The organism is Pseudomonas sp. GW821-FHT02H06 (genome assembly GCF_059421525.1).
Map to the genome: position 1 here is coordinate 286,572 of NZ_JBWKVD010000001.1, position 16,171 is coordinate 302,742.

The 16,171-nt window shown below is 51.6% G+C and carries 11 protein-coding genes; 8 read left to right on the top strand and 3 right to left on the bottom strand.

All coding sequences use genetic code 11. The features are described from left to right. Positions 1 to 3 precede the first annotated feature (3 nt). A complete protein-coding gene (locus tag AC07VF_RS01390) occupies positions 4 to 741 on the bottom strand; it encodes a response regulator (RefSeq protein WP_495008803.1) in 738 nt (245 codons plus the stop codon). A 630-nt stretch (positions 742 to 1,371) separates the two neighbouring features. On the opposite strand from AC07VF_RS01390, the gene AC07VF_RS01395 reads away from it, so the two are divergent. From AC07VF_RS01395 to dndE, 8 genes are all read left to right on the top strand, one after another. Next, complete coding sequence (locus AC07VF_RS01395; protein WP_346630666.1) at positions 1,372 to 4,287, top strand: ribonucleoside-diphosphate reductase subunit alpha; 2,916 nt, start codon at positions 1,372 to 1,374, stop codon at positions 4,285 to 4,287. 189 nt (positions 4,288 to 4,476) lie between these two features. Beyond that, a complete protein-coding gene (locus AC07VF_RS01400; RefSeq protein WP_495008802.1) occupies positions 4,477 to 4,647 on the top strand; it encodes a YhfG family protein in 171 nt (56 codons plus the stop codon). Beyond that, positions 4,647 to 5,255 (top strand): putative adenosine monophosphate-protein transferase Fic, encoded by a 609-nt coding sequence (locus AC07VF_RS01405; protein WP_495008801.1) that lies wholly within the window; start codon positions 4,647 to 4,649, stop codon positions 5,253 to 5,255. The genes AC07VF_RS01400 and AC07VF_RS01405 overlap by 1 nt, the downstream gene beginning before the upstream one ends. Positions 5,256 to 5,948: 693 nt before the next feature. Further along, positions 5,949 to 7,196, top strand: a complete 1,248-nt coding sequence (locus AC07VF_RS01410; RefSeq protein WP_037012114.1) for a ribonucleotide-diphosphate reductase subunit beta — start codon at positions 5,949 to 5,951, stop codon at positions 7,194 to 7,196. Positions 7,197 to 7,953: 757 nt separating this feature from the next. Continuing rightward, a complete protein-coding gene (gene dndB / locus AC07VF_RS01415) occupies positions 7,954 to 9,039 on the top strand; it encodes a DNA sulfur modification protein DndB (protein ID WP_495008800.1) in 1,086 nt (361 codons plus the stop codon). Positions 9,040 to 9,044: 5 nt separating this feature from the next. Then, a complete protein-coding gene (dndC, locus tag AC07VF_RS01420; protein ID WP_495008799.1) occupies positions 9,045 to 10,673 on the top strand; it encodes a DNA phosphorothioation system sulfurtransferase DndC in 1,629 nt (542 codons plus the stop codon). Further along, positions 10,663 to 12,657, top strand: coding sequence for a DNA sulfur modification protein DndD (dndD, locus tag AC07VF_RS01425; RefSeq protein WP_495008798.1), 1,995 nt, complete (start codon positions 10,663 to 10,665; stop codon positions 12,655 to 12,657). Before dndC ends, dndD begins: the two co-directional genes overlap by 11 nt. Then, positions 12,647 to 12,997: a DNA sulfur modification protein DndE gene (gene dndE, locus AC07VF_RS01430; RefSeq protein ID WP_495008797.1), complete on the top strand. Its 351-nt coding sequence runs from the start codon at positions 12,647 to 12,649 to the stop codon at positions 12,995 to 12,997. The genes dndD and dndE overlap by 11 nt, the downstream gene beginning before the upstream one ends. A 130-nt stretch (positions 12,998 to 13,127) precedes the next feature. Here the strand turns inward: dndE and AC07VF_RS01435 are convergent, their stop codons facing one another. Further along, positions 13,128 to 14,906 (bottom strand): DUF262 domain-containing protein, encoded by a 1,779-nt coding sequence (locus AC07VF_RS01435; protein WP_495008796.1) that lies wholly within the window; start codon positions 14,904 to 14,906, stop codon positions 13,128 to 13,130. Then, positions 14,906 to 15,721 (bottom strand): putative phage abortive infection protein, encoded by an 816-nt coding sequence (locus AC07VF_RS01440; protein WP_495008795.1) that lies wholly within the window; start codon positions 15,719 to 15,721, stop codon positions 14,906 to 14,908. The genes AC07VF_RS01435 and AC07VF_RS01440 overlap by 1 nt, the downstream gene beginning before the upstream one ends. Between the last annotated feature and the right edge of the window lie 450 nt (positions 15,722 to 16,171).

A 16,171-nucleotide genomic window follows, 5' to 3' on the forward strand; every position in this document is an offset into this window, starting at 1 on the left:
CGGTCAGCCGTCGCGCTTGAGGGATTGCAGTTGCGCGGCGGCGTGGGGCACGAACAGATAACCTTTGTTGCGCACGGTCTTGATCAGGCGCGGGTGATCGGGGTCGTCGCCGATGCGCGGGCGGATTTTCGAGATGCGCACGTCGATGGAGCGGTCCTGGCCGTCGTAGCCGACGCCGCGCAGGGCCGTGAAAATTTCCTCGCGAGAGAGAATGCGCCCGGCGTTGGCGACCAACAGCCACAACAGGTCGAATTCGGCGCTGGTCAGCTCGACGCTCTGGTCGTTGAGCCAGGCCTCGCGCAGGGCGTTGTCCACCACCAGCGCGCCGAATTCCAGCCGGTGCGGTTCCTCGGCGGGGCTTTCGGGCGCCTCGCTGCGCCGCAACAACGCATGAATGCGCGCAAGCAAAACCCGGGGATGCACCGGCTTACCCACGTAATCGTCGGCGCCCATGTCCAGGCCCTGGATCTGATCACTGTCGTCGGTGCGCGCGGTGAGCATCAGGATCGGGCCGTCGTAGTGGCTGCGAACCTTGCGGCAGATGCTCAGGCCGTCTTCGCCGGGGAGCATGAGGTCGAGGATCACCAGATCCGGCTGCTCGTCGATGATGCGCCGGGCCGCCCGCGCGCCGTCCCCTTCCACGCTCACGCGCAGGCCGTTGTTTTCGAGGTAGTCGCGGGTGAGCTCGGCCAGCCGCTGGTCATCCTCGACGATCAGCACCTGCCAGGGTTGTGGCTGCACGGTGAGGCTCCTTGTTTTTTCTTATTGATAGTGCTTGCGCATCGGGCTTTTGCGACAGCGTTAACGCCCGCTGAAATCCGCAAAAAATGATTTTGGTCGCCGACAAAGCGCTCATGCCAGACGCCATGCGGCCTACACGGGATTTCCCTGTTTCACACACAAATTACACACAGCTTTATCCACAGGTCATGCGTTGCAGTAAGTGTCCGAAACGCATATCTTGTAGCCCTTCGACGGCGGAGACCCTACATGTAGCGTTTTCGCCGAAATCACAAACACAAGTCGTGGCGCGATTTCAAGGTTTTTTTCTCGCGCGTTACCTGTGTACGAAGGGCTGAATAACCCCCGAATCTACCGCGCTACCCCGCCAGCGCGAATGGCAGACCACCCAGCCTTGGGATCTGCGCGCAGCGGTACACGAGTTGCAACATCACATGCGCATTCTGCAACAGTTTTTCGGTTGACGGGCTCAAGTCCGGCACCCTTTTCGACTTCAACGCCAGGGAGGGTAAATCCACCTTCCCATTCGTCCTGAAGTCATGGCCTGACGTTTGTCAGTTCACTGCCGCAAGACGAAACGGTGGGCGTGCACTTGGCGCCCAAACAAACTTAGAGAACGTGGAGACACCCATGCAAACCGACACAACTCGCGAGAATCCGCAGGCCACCGCGCCGCAGACAGGTGCGACCCAGCAGGACCTGTCCGCCACCGCGCCGGGTCAGCTGCGTGTGATCAAGCGTAACGGCACCGTCGTTGCGTACACCGATGACAAGATCACCGTCGCCATCACCAAGGCCTTTCTCGCAGTTGAAGGCGGCACCGCTGCCGCTTCGTCGCGTATCCACGACACCGTTGCGCGCCTGACCGAACAGGTCTCCGCGACCTTCAAGCGCCGCATGCCGTCGGGCGGCACCATCCACATCGAAGAAATCCAGGATCAGGTCGAACTGGCGCTGATGCGCGCCGGCGAGCAGAAAGTTGCCCGCGACTACGTGATCTACCGCAACGAGCGCTCCAAGGAGCGTGCCGGTCGCACCGCTGGCGAAACCCCAGTGCAAGCGCACCCGTCGATTCGCATCACCGCCAAAGACGGCAGCCTCGCGCCGCTGGACATGGGCCGCCTGAACACCATCGTCACCGAAGCGTGCGAAGGCCTGGCCGAGGTCGATGCCGACCTGATCCAGAGCGAAACCCTGAAGAACCTGTACGACGGCGTTGCGCTGACCGACGTCAACACCGCACTGGTGATGACCGCGCGTACCTTGGTCGAGCGTGAGCCGAACTACTCGTTCGTCACCGCCCGCCTGTTGATGGACACCCTGCGTGCCGAAGGCCTGGGTTTCCTCGGTGTCGCCGAAAGCGCCACCCACCACGAAATGGTTGACCTGTACGCCAAGGCGCTGCCGGCCTACGTCGAGAAAGGCATCCAGTTCGAACTGCTGAACCCTGTGCTGGCCGAATTTGACCTGGAAAAACTGGGCAAGGCGATCAACCACGAGCGCGATCAGCAGTTCACCTACCTGGGCCTGCAGACCCTGTACGACCGTTACTTCATCCATAAAGACGGTATCCGTTTCGAACTGCCGCAGATCTTCTTCATGCGTGTGGCCATGGGCCTGGCGATCGAAGAGAAAGCCCGTGAAGACCGCGCCATCGAGTTCTACAACCTGTTGTCGTCCTTCGACTACATGGCCTCGACCCCGACGCTGTTCAACGCCGGCACCCTGCGTCCACAGCTGTCGAGCTGCTACCTGACCACCGTTCCGGATGACCTGTCGGGCATTTACCACGCCATCCACGACAACGCCATGCTGTCCAAATTCGCAGGCGGTCTGGGCAACGACTGGACTCCGGTTCGCGCGCTGGGCTCTTACATCAAGGGCACCAACGGCAAATCCCAGGGCGTCGTGCCGTTCCTGAAAGTCGTGAACGACACCGCCGTAGCAGTGAACCAGGGCGGCAAGCGCAAAGGCGCTGTCTGTGCGTACCTGGAAACCTGGCACATGGACATCGAAGAGTTCATCGAGCTGCGCAAGAACACCGGTGATGATCGTCGTCGTACCCACGACATGAACACCGCCAACTGGATCCCTGACCTGTTCATGAAGCGTGTCTTCGACGACGGCAAATGGACCCTGTTCTCGCCGTCCGAAGTCCCGGATCTGCACGACCTGACCGGTAAAGCCTTTGAAGAGCGCTACGAGTACTACGAAGCGCTGACCGAGTACCCGGGCAAGGTCAAGCTGTTCAAGACCATCCAGGCCAAAGACCTGTGGCGCAAAATGCTGTCCATGCTGTTCGAAACCGGCCACCCATGGCTGACGTTCAAGGACCCGTGCAACCTGCGCAGCCCGCAGCAGCACGTCGGCGTGGTTCACAGCTCGAACCTGTGCACCGAGATCACCCTGAACACCAACAAGGACGAGATCGCGGTCTGCAACCTGGGCTCGATCAACCTGCCGAACCACATCGTCGACGGCAAGCTGGACACCGACAAGCTCAAGCGCACCATCGACGTTGCCGTGCGCATGCTCGATAACGTGATCGACATCAACTACTACTCGGTGCCGCAAGCGAAGAACTCCAACTTCCGTCACCGTCCGGTCGGTCTGGGCATCATGGGCTTCCAGGACGCGCTGTACCTGCAGCACATTCCTTACGGTTCCGATGCGGCCGTGGAATTTGCCGACCGCTCGATGGAAGCCGTCAGCTACTACGCGATCCAGGCCTCCTGCGATCTGGCGGACGAGCGCGGTGCCTACGAGACGTTCCAGGGTTCGCTGTGGTCCAAGGGCATCCTGCCGCTGGATTCGCAACAGATCCTGATCGAGCAGCGTGGCCAGAAGTACATCGACGTCGACCTGAACGAAAGCCTGGACTGGGCGCCTGTGCGTGCTCGCGTTCAGAAAGGCATTCGTAACTCGAACATCATGGCCATCGCACCGACCGCGACCATCGCCAACATCACCGGCGTGTCGCAGTCGATCGAACCGACTTACCAGAACCTGTACGTGAAATCGAACCTCTCGGGCGAATTCACCGTGATCAACCCGTACCTGGTTCGCGACCTGAAAGCCCGCGACCTGTGGGACTCGGTCATGATCAACGACCTGAAGTACTACGACGGTTCGGTGCAGCAGATCGAGCGCATCCCGCAGGAGTTGAAAGACCTCTACGCGACCGCCTTCGAAGTGGACACCAAGTGGATCGTTGACGCGGCCAGCCGTCGTCAGAAGTGGATCGACCAGGCCCAGTCGCTGAACCTGTACATCGCCGGCGCCTCGGGCAAGAAGCTGGACGTGACCTACCGCATGGCCTGGTACCGTGGTCTGAAAACCACTTACTACCTCCGTGCCCTGGCCGCGACCAGCACCGAGAAGTCGACCATCAACACCGGCAAGCTGAACGCCGTTTCCAGCGGTGGCCACGGCCCGGACGACTCGGCGATCACCGCCCCGCGTCCAGCCGAAGCCGCACCGGCCGGTCCAGCGCCAGTGCCGAAAGCCTGCGCGATCGACGAGCCGGACTGCGAAGCCTGCCAGTAACACCCGCTGGCAAGCGCGCCTCTCTGTAGGCGCGCTTGCCCGTGAACAGCTCGCTCAATTGTAGGAGTGAGCTTGCTCGCGAAGCGGTTCTAGCAACACCGCGCCCCGGGAGCCCAAACACTCCCGGCCCTCGCTGCCCCTCCCCGGTTTCAGCTACACTCCCCTCTTGCCAAGCCAGGAGATCGCCCCATGCCAACTGCCTCGCTAGAGTCCAAAAAAGCCTACTGCGCCAAAACGCGCCGCTCCAACTACGCCGCCAGCCTGCGTCTGGAAGGTTACGAGAGCTCGCCCGCCGACTCCGAACGCCGCCTGCCCTCTCGGGAAGAGCTGCTCAACAGCTACCGCAAAAAACAGGCCTGATGGTCGACAAATACGGCGTCGGACAAGACCCTTACTGTCCGCCCGGCAGCACCGTGCTGCGCAACCGTCTCGACCTCACCGACGCAAAACCCCTGGCGCAAGCCGAGCGCGACCTGTCCGAAGTCGCCGCTGAATCCATCGACTTCTCCCCTCCTCCCTACGACCTGCCCTACCTTCAAGCCATCCACCGCCAACTGTTCGCTGATCTCTACGATTGGGCGGGCGAATTGCGCACCGTCGACATCTCCAAAGACCAGACCCACTTCTGCGTGACCCACCGCATCGAGCCCGAGGCCAATAAGCTGTTCAAGGTGCTGGCCGACGCGAACTGGTTTCAGGAGCTGGATCGTGGAGCCTTGATTGCGGCGAGTGCGGAGCTGTTTGGGGATTTGAACGTGGTTCATCCGTTTCGAGAGGGGAATGGGCGGGCTCAGCGGATTCTGTTCGAGCACATCATTGTGAATGCGGGGTTCGAGATCAGTTGGTGGCCGGTGGAGGCGGAGGAATGGATACGGGCGAATGTGGATGCGGTGGGGTGTGATTACGAGGGGATGGTGCGGGTGTTTGAGCGGTGTGTTGGGGGGACGATTGGGGCTGATTGCAATTGATTGCAAAGAAGCTCGATTGGCGTGAACGAGCACGTGCGGAACGCCACTCGTCGCGATTAGGCCCCAATTTTTGCATCAACATTGCAGGCCGTTAAATGCCGATGCAATGGCGGCTGAAGCTGCGGCCCTTTGAATCCGCAACGATTACCGTCTGAAAGCAAAACAACCGCTTCTTTCGCCGCATTCGTAGCGACACATTGACGCCTGTCAACCGATTGCCGAGCGATCTGACGCACTATATGATGTGTCTCGCAACACGAAGACACACTAGATACGTGATCCAACCTGATTCAGTGGCCGTTTTCTCCAACGCACGAATCGGGAGTTAACGCAAAGGAAAATGACGGCAAATCGTCCCTCAAATTCCGTCACGGACGAACCTGCGCCGGGCAAAATCTGTATAATCCCGCGCTCATCCAGGGTACTCAAAATGACCGCTTGCACTCGCAAAACCGTCACTCTGAAATCAGCTTCCGTTGACTTGTTTCGCAGGCGCATCGCAGGCAACCCTCGCAGTATGTTCGTCGATCGATCCGAAGCAGCGTTTAGCGCCTTTGTCGATCAATCACAGTAAGCACTAAGAACCGCCCAACCTATTCCCGTTGCCAGCCCCGCTATCAGCAACGCTGGCAACGCATACTTTGAAATCCACAGGCCGCGTAAAACCGGTCCTCTAGCAGGAGCCTCCTCACCATGCTGAGCTGGGACGAATTCGACAAAGAAGACGCCGCTGAACCCGCCAAAGGCGCCAACGCCGGCCACGCTTCCGAAGCCGCGATGGACAAACTCGACAGCGCCGGTGGTGCTGCTGCGCTTGAAGCCCGCGCCGTCAGCGCAAACGACTCCGACGCCATTGCCCGCGCCAAAGCCGCGCTGGACAAGCTGGACGTCGCTGAAGGTCTTGCCGAACTCGAAGGCTCCGCCGCCCGCGTCGCGGTCGACGAAAAACGCATGATCAACTGCCGCGCCGACCTTAACCAACTCGTGCCTTTCAAGTACGACTGGGCCTGGCAGAAATACCTCGACGGCTGCGCCAACCACTGGATGCCGCAAGAGGTCAACATGACCACGGACATCGCTCTCTGGAAAGATCCGGAAGGCCTGACCGACGACGAGCGCCGCATCGTCCTGCGCAACCTGGGCTTTTTCTCCACCGCCGACTCCCTGGTTGCCAACAACCTCGTGCTGGCCGTGTATCGCCTCATCACCAACCCTGAATGCCGCCAGTACATCCTGCGCCAGGCCTTCGAGGAAGCGATCCACACCCACGCCTACCAGTACTGCATCGAATCGCTGGGCATGGACGAAGGCGAGATCTTCAACATGTACCACGAGATCCCGTCGGTCGCCAAAAAGGCAGCCTGGGGTCTCAAATACACCCGTTCTATCTCCGATCCGAAGTTCGAAACCGGCACCGTCGAAACCGACAAAGAACTGCTGCGCAACCTGATTGCCTACTACTGCGTCCTGGAAGGCATCTTCTTCTACTGCGGCTTCACCCAGATCCTCTCCATGGGTCGCCGCAACAAAATGACCGGCGTCGCAGAACAGTTCCAGTACATCCTGCGTGACGAGTCCATGCACCTGAACTTCGGCATCGACGTGATCAACCAGATCAAAATCGAAAACCCACACCTGTGGGACGCAGAAATGAAGGAAGAAGCAACCCAGATGATCCTGCAAGGGACCCAACTGGAAATCGAATACGCCCGCGACACCATGCCCCGCGGCGTACTCGGCATGAACGCCGCGATGATGGAGGACTACCTCAAGTTCATCGCGAACCGTCGTCTGAGCCAGATTGGGTTGAAGGAAGAGTATCCAGGGACGACAAATCCGTTCCCGTGGATGAGCGAGATCATGGACTTGAAGAAAGAGAAGAACTTCTTTGAGACGCGGGTTATTGAGTATCAGACGGGTGGGGCGTTGAGCTGGGATTGATTTGGTTAGCTTGCAGCTGTGTGAACCCGCCTCATCAGAAATGAGCGAAATCTATCGAGAGGGTAACCTAAGGGCTATCCTCTCGATAGAGATGCCGCTCATCTCCAGCACTGATGTTCCCCTCTCGAATAACGTCTTAGTCAAGCCTGTACCATTGCGTTATCAAAACCTCAAAAAGTGTCATTGCAGCAAACTTACAATGCGTAAAGACAACTCGAAGCCCAAGGGAAGGCAAGACGTGGTTGGGACTATGGAAGGAAGTATTCGACAACCCGGCTTCGGTCAGAGGCGTCGTCGGGCTATCTGGCAAGTTAGATGAGTTCAGTAACGGAAATCTAAGGTCTGTTTCGAAATTGCTAGATCTCACCTGAAGGCGCTAGAGGCGGCGGGTTTGCGAAGAGTTCTATGAAATTCACCCAGCGTGGATAAGGCTGAGTACATTAGTCGCATAACGCTACCGCAAATGCATACCGAGCTCAACCAGGCACGTTTCTAGCTAGTGTCCAGATGCAACCACTTCGAGCGTAAAACCATCACCTAGCAAATTAAGGTGCAGCGGACGGCGTGTGAGTTGCCACAGAACCGGCGCTGTGGCAGAACGCGATCCTGTGCATCCAACGCACGTTAGCTTTGTCAGATATAAAGTACAGGCGCGCGCAGCTAATGACGCAGCGCGTCAGAAAATCATTTTTCTGCGTGAAAAAATGACGTAGCGCGGGTAAAATGACGCACGCTCTGACTCACCCGCTGGATCAAAATGAAAATCCTTGACGCTGACTATTGTTATTCGTTCCCAGCTGTACGCGGGATGCAGGCAGGACGGCCGTTTTATATCGCCACCTGTCCCATGAGAATTATCCCGAAGATCTTCAGCTTCGATGAGACCGAGGTCCCCCCCGAGCTTCGGGCGCAGAGATCTCTCAATAAAATGCGGATACCCGAAATGGTTCGGTACCTTCTGGATAATCCGGAAGACTATGTATTTTCGGCGCTGACGGCATCCATCGCGGTGGAAATCGCATTTGAAGAATATCCAGAGTCGCATAACTTAGGAACGTTACGGGTGCCCATGGATGCGCAAATCCTAATCAATGATGGCCAGCACCGCCGGAAGGCGATTGAACAAGCACTGCAGGAGCGTCCTGAGCTAGGACAAGACAACATTCCGGTCCTTTTTTTCGTGGACGAGGGCTTGAAAAGAAGCCAGCAGATGTTTGCAGACCTTAACAAACATGCCATAAAGCCAAGTCCTTCTCTTGCTGCTTTGTATGACCTCCGGGACCCGTCCTCAGAGCTAGCACGCCATCTTTCCAAAAACTCGGTTCCTTTCGTTGGTCTGACCGAAATGGAGCGCTCGAGCGTTTCCGCCCTATCTAGCAAACTATTCACATTAAGCAGTATCAAGCAGGCTACAAGGGCGCTGTTGGGCAAAGGACCTAAAGACGGATATAGCAGCGAGGATGCAGCCCTCGCGGTGTCATTCTGGGAAAACCTTTATGATCATATGCCCGACTGGCAGATGGCGAGATCAAAGGACATCTCACCAGCACACCTTCGGCAAGAATATGTACACGCCCATGCCGTGGGATTACATGCTCTAGGCTTATTTGGACGGAGTCTAATCGCTGAAAAGCCAGACAGTTGGCGAATGGAGCTAGAAAAACTCCGAGACGTTGATTGGCGAAAGACTAATCCTGAATGGCTTCGCAGGACGATGTCCCACGGGAAACTCAGCAAATCAATATCGGCAATCCGTTTAACATGCAACGCGCTAAAAAATATAGTTCAAATTCCACTTACAGAAGAAGAAGCTGAATTAGAACGGCAACTACCGGAACTATGAATACAATGTTAACACTATCACATGACCTCGAAGATTACATAGAATTCATCAATGGTGAAGTCGTCGCTGGACGTCCCCTCTCTGAATATGTCGCTGAGGTTCAAAGAATCTACTGCGCTGATAGTCGTCCTTGGATAATTGGTTACAGCGGGGGAAAGGATTCTACAGCGGTTGCGACGCTGGTTTATCTGGCACTACTTGGCCTTCCACCTGAGTCCAGGTCCAAAAATGTATTCCTGGTTACATCAGACACCCTGGTAGAGACGCCAGTAGTAGTAGATCTGATTAAAAACAGTATGAAGCTGATCGAGCAATCTGCAAAACGTGACAGACTACCGATATCGCAGCACACGGTGATGCCTAAAACCAGTGAAACATTTTGGGTGAACCTATTAGGTAAGGGTTATCCAGCTCCAAGCCGAAGCTTTCGTTGGTGTACAGAACGAATGAAGATCGACCCAGTGAGCGAGTTTATTAAAGAAAAAATCAGTCATTATGACGAGGTTGTTATTCTATTGGGCGCTCGCAGCGATGAAAGTGCGTCGCGTGCGCAAGTTATAGCGAAACATAAAATCGACGGATCAAGACTGGCTAGACACACCTCACTCGCCAATGCTTTCATCTACACTCCCATAGACACGTGGAGTACTGAAGAGGTCTGGGGGCTATTGAGAGGTGCTTTCAAATATGCCAAAAATGATATCGAAGAATGGGAGACTCCCTGGGGAGGAAACAACCGCCCTCTCTGGACTCTATATATGCACTCTTCCAGTCAAGGTGAATGTCCACTGGTGATTGATGAAAGCACTCCCTCATGTGGAAATTCACGTTTTGGCTGTTGGACCTGCACAGTAGTTACAAAAGATAAGGCGATGGAAAACCTCATCCAAAATGGTGAGGACTGGATGCTTCCTTTGCTCTCATTTCGAGACGTTTTAGCGAAAACGACAGAGCCAGAGCAGAAAGACACCTATCGTAATTATAAACGACGAAATGGTCGTGTGACTTATCAGTATGCGAAAGATGGGGATGATTTGTCTGCTGAAAGAAAGCATATTCCCGGTCCATACTGGTTGAAATACAGGAAAGAGTGGCTAACAGAACTGCTCTTTCTTGAAAAAAAATTAAATGAAAGTGGGCATCCAATTTCCCTAATTACAGAACCCGAGCTACATGCAATCAGGCAGCATTGGCTCAGAGACCCTAACGAGCCTGACTGGGCCGATGAATTACCAAATATCTTTTTTAGCATCTACAACAAAAATCTGGCTTGGGTTGTAGATGATCAATCGCAGTTTGATCATCATGACGCTGAGCTGTTGAAAGAGGTATCTGTAGAAAATGGTACTCCTGCTGAAATGGTGATGAAGCTTATAGAGCTAGAAGTCTCTGTGGAAGGGCTGAGCCGTCGACACGGTATCTTTGAAAAAATTGAGCGGATTTTGTCCAAAGATTGGGGCTCCCTTGCCGAAATCCGCGAAGGCCAAGCTCAGCTTCAACAAAAGCATGAGAGGGATATACATAAACTTGAAATCGATAAAATAGAAAAGGAGCTTCAAGTGGTTTCGGCCCAGCTGCTGGTCGCGAATCAAAAGCTCCAACCAAAACAAGCGGGACGGCAAGATGATTATTAAAAAGGTGAGTTTTAGTAATTTCAGAGTATTCCAAGGGATACATGAAATTTTGCTTGAACCGAAATCTGGGAATGACAGACCTATTGTTCTGCTCGGCGGACTAAACGGATCAGGTAAAACTTCAATTCTGACCGCCATCAGGTTAGCGCTATATGGTCGCCTTGCCTTTCCCGAATGTAACAGTACTCAGGATTATATCGGAATACTGTCGTCACTAATTCACCGGAGTGATTCCTCCACACTACTGGAACATGCATCAGTTGAGTTAACCTTTTCTTACAACAAATCCGGAATCCAATCCGAATTTTTTGTCAGCAGGCATTGGAGAAAAGGTCAGAAAGATGAACTTTCGCTACATCAAGATGGCGCTTTATTAAGCGAGCTGAATTACGATCAATGCCAGGGTTTTTTAAATGAATTGATACCCAACGGCATCGCTGATTTATTCTTCTTTGATGGAGAAAAGATTTCGGAACTAGCAGAGGATCGTACCGGAAAAGCTCTGCAGTCAGCAGTTCGTCGCTTATTCGGCCTAGATATAATTGAAAAATTAAAAAACGATTTGGTTATATACCTGAAACGAAATGCCGCGCGAGGCGGTGATGCAGATTTTATAAGAGAATTATTAGAACTGGAAGACAAGGTAGACAGGTTTTCTAAGAGTGCAGAAAACTTTAGGTATGCTGCCGACCTAGCAAAGATGTCAGTCGGATTGCTGGATAGTGAAATAAAGAAAAAGGAAGGAAATCTCGCTATCCAAGGAGGGGCCTTCGCAGCATCACGGGCGCAAGAGCAGTCAAACGTGGATATTCTTATTCGGGATAAAGCGCAGTTTGAACGATTAATCAGATCAGAACTGGAAAGCGTATTTCCAGTAAATTTGGCTCCTAAGGCTGTGTCGCGTCTAATTGACCAATTAAAGATAGAAGCTGAGATCAAACAAGCATCAGCGTTCAGCACTCACTTTTCGCGATTCTTGCATCGCCTTGAAGGAGGTGAGGGCTTCGATTCAATCGAGGTTAGGACCAACACTATTAGCACTTTAAAAAGCCAGCTTTTGAGCTATATGGCTGAGCACATTCAAGGAGATGTGAAGCTCGACGTTTCTGAACGAGAACTCGGCGTGCTTACTAGCTTAACTGGAGCGGAAGCCTCTCGTGGTAAGTCGCGTTTCGAGCAAGCACGCAAGGGCTTGTTTGAAACAGAATTCGCTTTAGAGCAAGCCGCGGCAAATATCGAGCGCGCCCCTGACGATGAACAACTTTTCGCTATTGTCGCATCCATTCGGGAGTTAGATACAAAACGTCAAACTGCACTGGCGGAATATTGCTCTTTACTGCTGAAAGCGAAAACATCTCTTAATGATCAGCTGGAATGTAGTAAAAAACTGCAACGACTACATGACAGTCGACGATCGCAACATGACGCGTCATCAGCAGTTAAAAATGCTGAAGCCGCCCTCGAGATGCTAGATCGTTATGAAAAGAAATTAGCTGAAGCGCGGGTAGATAAACTGGTAGCTAATTTTACTAATGCTTATCAACGCCTAGCACGAAAAAAAGACTTGCAAATTTCAGCCCAAATAAACGCGGAGACATTCGAAGTCGAATTACTAGATGAGACTGGGACCCTGATTGATAGAGCAAGCCTCTCCGCCGGTGAAAAACAAATCTATGCGCTAGCGGTCTTGGACGCTTTAGCCAAGACATCAGGTCGCCAGCTACCTGTGATTATTGATACTCCTTTAGGAAGGCTAGATTCTAGCCACCGTGATACGCTAATTGACAACTACCTCCCAAGCGCTAGTCATCAGGTTATTATTCTTTCGACAGACACTGAAGTGCATGAGCACTATACTAAGAACTTAGCTACCTCAATATCCCATGCTTACCTTATCGAATTCGATGAGTCCAGCAGGTCCTCACGTGTGATAGACGGATATTTCTGGAAGCCTGCAACTGAGGAGCGATTCAATGCTGCCTAACAGGATGCAGCTTTCCCTTGATACGGAAGACCAGCTTAAGAAACTCAAGGCATATACGGGAATTACTCCCAATGTTGCTGCGCGTATCGCATTCTTTAAGTCCATAGAGTCGGGATTTGTTTACACACTCGACGACAAAAAACTGGATGGAGCGCTGGTACTAGATAAGGTGACATGGCTCGGCGAGACATCTTCAGTTATTGAGTTGTTGCTGAAACTTCATTACGACTCTTATGACCCTAAAGAAATGGCCAAGGCATGGGCAGCGCACGTGCATGATGGGTTAGCTTCACTTCGAAATCACAGATCTCTAAAGGACTTCCTGTACGCCATATACTGATGGCTTAAAAAAGCCGCTGTGGATATCCATAGCGGCCTGACAATGTCCGTAGTAGAAAGATTCAATCCGTCTCGACCTGTGAGCATGTAAAAGCGCAGCTGAGAGCCTCGCGGAATGATCTGTTTGGAATTCAGCTCACGTCAAAGCCCCATACTTCTAATACGTATTTTTCTGCCATATATTTTTGACGCTTTACTATGCTATCAAACACCCATTCACCATCTGTAAGCCAGCTGTTCGTATTCTTAGAAACAGCAACAGGTAGCTTTAGCCCGCTATGCAAGTAATCAAACTCCGCAGAGTTTTCGCACTTCACGGTAAACGCTTGGTTTTTTATAGTCTGAGTAATTTTCGGCGGCAGGACTAACAAATTTCCTATTCTATTTATGTAACCAGCATACTCATCGCTAGTTTCAATTCCGTTCCATTCAGGGCCTGGCTTGCGAGGCATAATGTAGTCAACGCATTGAGATGCGGTGTCATTCCTTGGTCGCATCTTTGTGCATTGCTCAAGGTGATTTTCAATTTTCCATATAGTGTAAAACGCTTGCCTGACATTGTTCACAGCCGCCTTGGCAAAATTCTCTTTGAATAGATCGTCTGAGCTCTTTTTGGAGAAATATTTCGCGATGTCTATTATCGAAGCGTCTGCTCGAACAAGCGCGGCAGCTTCAGAAAAAAACTCTTGCATAGACCCCACAGAGTCTTTGCCTATAAACCCCTGCCTGAACAAGTAGCTTTCAGTCAAGTGCAGACATTTTTTTAGAGATGGTATATCGTTCCCAAACTTGTCCATAGAGGCAATAATAAATGAAGCACAGTGCGACTTCCAGAGAGGATCCACAATGGCATACTGTACATCGCTCAGTTCGTTGTCCCATCCCTCCAGGTCGCTGAGTAGGAATGCACGCCAACTTGCGGCATCGTGAGTTAGCTCACTTGCCAGATCAATGGCTTGGTAAAGCTCTAGCTTTTTCGATACTTCTTCAAAGATCATCTCTTTTTTCACCCGAGAGTGACGGTAAGTAAATGAGAATTGAATTAGCTGTGGAAGATCTAATTTCTTGGGGGATTGATCTTCATAATTATCTATGAATCTTGCCCAAAGGGATGTAACTTTATCGACTACCCCACCGCCCGCAACTTGCGCATATTGTAACAACACGTTTTTGATCAAATCAGCCTGAGATAAATCTAAACCTCGTTCGTTAAGTGTTTCAAAGAGTCTGTAAGCCAAACTTAGCTTAGCGGTCCTAACGACGAGGACATAGAATGAGTCCGTTAGAGCTTCGGCTAGATTCCTTATTAATGCTTCTCGATCGTCCGCATCAAGACCTTCCAAACAGCTATCGATCATAGAGTAGAAGTAATCGAACGCGCCTTTTATATTTGACTGCACCTCGGATTGCTTGTCAAAAGCGGTCGCCCAATATGATAATTTTTCAGCCTTAGATTCATTTTCAAAAAGGCTATTTGCATAAAAATCATTCTCTCTGTTGAGCTTCAACCGCGGAACATAATTGGCATGTGGAGCAACCACGCAATCAAGCAGTACATGCTCTAATTTTTTTCTAAGTTTATTATCTTTAATTTCATCTAGATACCCTCTCAGGCACTCCGATAGAATTGTGATTGTGGTCAGCCTCTGTTGACCGTCAATTATTTCCCATCGATCATTATCATGGGATTGCTCCTGCCCAATAACAACAATAGCCCCAAGAAAATGTCCTATTGCCTCCTCGCCAGGCTCGTCATTTTTTACGGCAACCAATAGATCCTCCCATAGCTTTTGGGTTTGATCTTTACCCCACCTATACTCCCGCTGATTCGACGGCACCTCAAAATAGGTCGCCTTCATAAGTTCACTGATGTTTGATGATTTGGTTACGAGCTGCTGACTAGGATTCATTACTTGTCACTCGATTTATTAGTCAAGGATTGATGGCTTTTTTCGTTGAAAAGCGACCTACTTGGCAGCTTTTCATAAAATCCATACTTGTTAAGGTTTTCAATCGCTAGCAATCCTGAGCATCTCAAGGAGTGATAGAACAACAAAATTAATTCATTCTGAGAAAGTTGAGCACATACGATCAAATAGTACTGCTCCCGGTCCGCGGGGCTCCGCAGCTCAATAAATTCAATGACTCTTTCCAGGCCGTTCAGATAATGACCTATAAATCCGTCATTTGTTGAAGAAAACACCTGATAAGCCGCAGCTATAACTTCTCGCTCATCTTTACCATTTGAATTTTTTTTGCTCGCAAGCTCATAAGCAGTTTTAAGTCTCGAGACTAGAAAACGGAACGCCCCTCGTCCCGGATTGTATCCTTCGCTTTTTTCAGTGTCCTCGAGATCTAGGCTTCGAGCATTTTCGGAATTTATTTGAAGCATAGCAAAAAACGTATTTTCAAACGCCTGCAGACTTAGGTGATCACTTTGCTCCCTTAACGCTGCGGTAGAATGCGAAAGCTCTCTAGACTGAATTATCAATGCGCCCAATATCGCGAAGAGCGAAAGCATTGCTAATATGGGATTTAAGGTCCCCCCAAAGAAATCACCAAATTGCCCCCAGGCCTCATGCGTCGCAATGACGTCCCCGGGGAAATTTTTTCTATACTCGTAAGCGACCCCAATGCAACAAGCTACGGCCAACAGCAGCATTAACCCGGCAATCCTGTTGACTGTCGAATCAAATACAGTTTCTACCTTTCCTTTGACCTCCATACGCTACCCCATCCCTAGTTAGAAAGTAGAGAATATACGAAAAACCTTGCTAAAAATCAAACAAAAAAATGTCGATTGTTATCTAGCCAAAATTCGAAATTTAGCTTCGCCTAAAAATATCATCAGCAGCTTAGGATGGATTAATAATTCGGCTATACCTAGTCCAACTGAATTTTTTATTTTTGTCGGCATCGCTAGTAGGATATTCAAACTTAATTGGCTCAGTCGCGCCATTTTTAAATGCCGGCGCGCAGCCAGAATCTCATATCTTAGGACCTTCTAATCAAAGACCGTCATAATAGGCATTAAACCAAATTCACGTTATATGCTGACGCCAACGGGCAGAAACCATCTCCGATGACAAGCAATCTTTGCGAACTTTCTTTGCATAGTGATTAAAGAATCTAAGTATTACAATCATTCGTTACCCAGCTGCTAAGGCCCGGCTGG